Here is a 1,420-nt window from a genome sequence, read left to right on the forward strand (position 1 = left end):
TTTTACTGCGTCATGATTTTTCTGCGCGTGCGTGATGCTGCGACGGCGCCGCAACAAGGGCATCGTATGATCGTTTTGCTGAGGGCCCGGCTCAGCCGCACGCGCATGGTTGCGATCGAGTTCGGGACGTGGCGTTCAGGCCGCAAGGGCAGATCCTCTGGGTCGATAATTGTCGGGTAAGGGAGGGACCTGGACTGGCGCGGCGGAACGAGGTCCTGAGGGGGGAATCGTCGCCTGTTCGGCGATGAGGAAGCCGTAGGCCGCGATGCACAGGGTTGCGTGATGATGGAAGCCACGCCAGCCGCGCCCTTCGTAGTGACCGAGCCCGACCTCCTGCTTGAGCTCCTGATAGTCGCGCTCGATGCGCCAGCGCAGCTTGGCCAGATCGACGAGCTGCGTGAAGCTGACGTTCTCCGGCAGTGTGGAGAGCCAGTATTTGGTTGGCTGTGCTTCGCCCTCCGGCCATTCGATCAACAGCCACTCAGGCGACAGCTTCTCGGGGATCAGTTTGTTGTACCCGACGCGGACACGCACACGCGCGAAGCGCGAGGATAGCTGGTCGGCCGAGCCTTCCCGCCACGTCACCGTGCGCCAGGCCTGCTTCGGTAGACCGAGTGCCACTTTTTTGGCCGAGACCAGTTCGGGCTCGTCGCGACGGCCGGTGTTGTTCATCGGCTTGTCCATTCGCCGTGGGCCGCTGCCAGGAGCCCACATCAAGATGGTCGGCACGATGCCGACCACGTAAGGCACGCCCAATTCCGTCATGCCTGCACGCAGCCGCGCGTCCCTGCCGTAGGCCGCATCCATCAACGCAACGCCGCGTGGCAGACCGCTCTCGCAGGCCCCGCGGATTTGCTCCAGCGCGATCTGCGGCTTGGTCTTGAACTTGATCTGCTTCGGCACGCCTGCCTTCTTCCGCCGGGCACGATCCTTCGTCCAGGCTTCCGGCAGGTACAGCCGATAGGCCACCGGAAGGCTGGCGGCATGATTGGCAACCGACAGCGACACCGCGACCTGGCAATTGGCCTGCTTGCCGAGCTGCCCGCAATATTGGTGGTGCACGCCGACCGAATGCTTGCCTTGCTTGGGGAACGAGGTGTCATCGATGATCCACGCCTCGATCGGTCCGCTCTTCTCGATCGCCGGCAGCACCATCTCGCGCACCTTGGCCAGCACGTCCTCGTCCGACCACGCCGCGTTGGCGACGAAATGCAGCAACGACTGGTGCTGTGCCGCCGTGCGCGCTGGAGCCGTCCGCGCCGCCATCGGCTCAACGCTCTTGCGTTCCCCAGGCAGCATCAGGCCCGTGCAATAGTCGCGCAGCGGTCTCGTCCGCTCCACGTGACCGGTCACGCTTCCAAGACCGGCTACATACTCCGCAAACCGCGTTTCGCTGTCTCCACCCTGATCGAGATTCATC

At 64.0% G+C, this 1,420-nt stretch carries 1 protein-coding gene; it reads right to left on the reverse strand.

The window, feature by feature from the left end:
* Nucleotides 1–135: 135 nt before the first annotated feature.
* Complete coding sequence (locus CP49_RS16210) at nucleotides 136–1,419, reverse strand: IS701 family transposase (RefSeq protein WP_057851230.1); 1,284 nt, start codon at nucleotides 1,417–1,419, stop codon at nucleotides 136–138.
* Nucleotide 1,420 lies beyond the last annotated feature (1 nt).

The organism is Bradyrhizobium valentinum (genome assembly GCF_001440405.1).
Classification (GTDB): Bacteria; Pseudomonadota; Alphaproteobacteria; order Rhizobiales; family Xanthobacteraceae; genus Bradyrhizobium; species Bradyrhizobium valentinum.

Bases quoted from the DNA above. Each gene is read 5' to 3' on its own strand.
- CP49_RS16210 (WP_057851230.1), bottom strand. From the start codon at position 1,419: ATGAATCTCGATCAGGGTGGAGACAGCGAAACGCGGTTTGCGGAGTAT.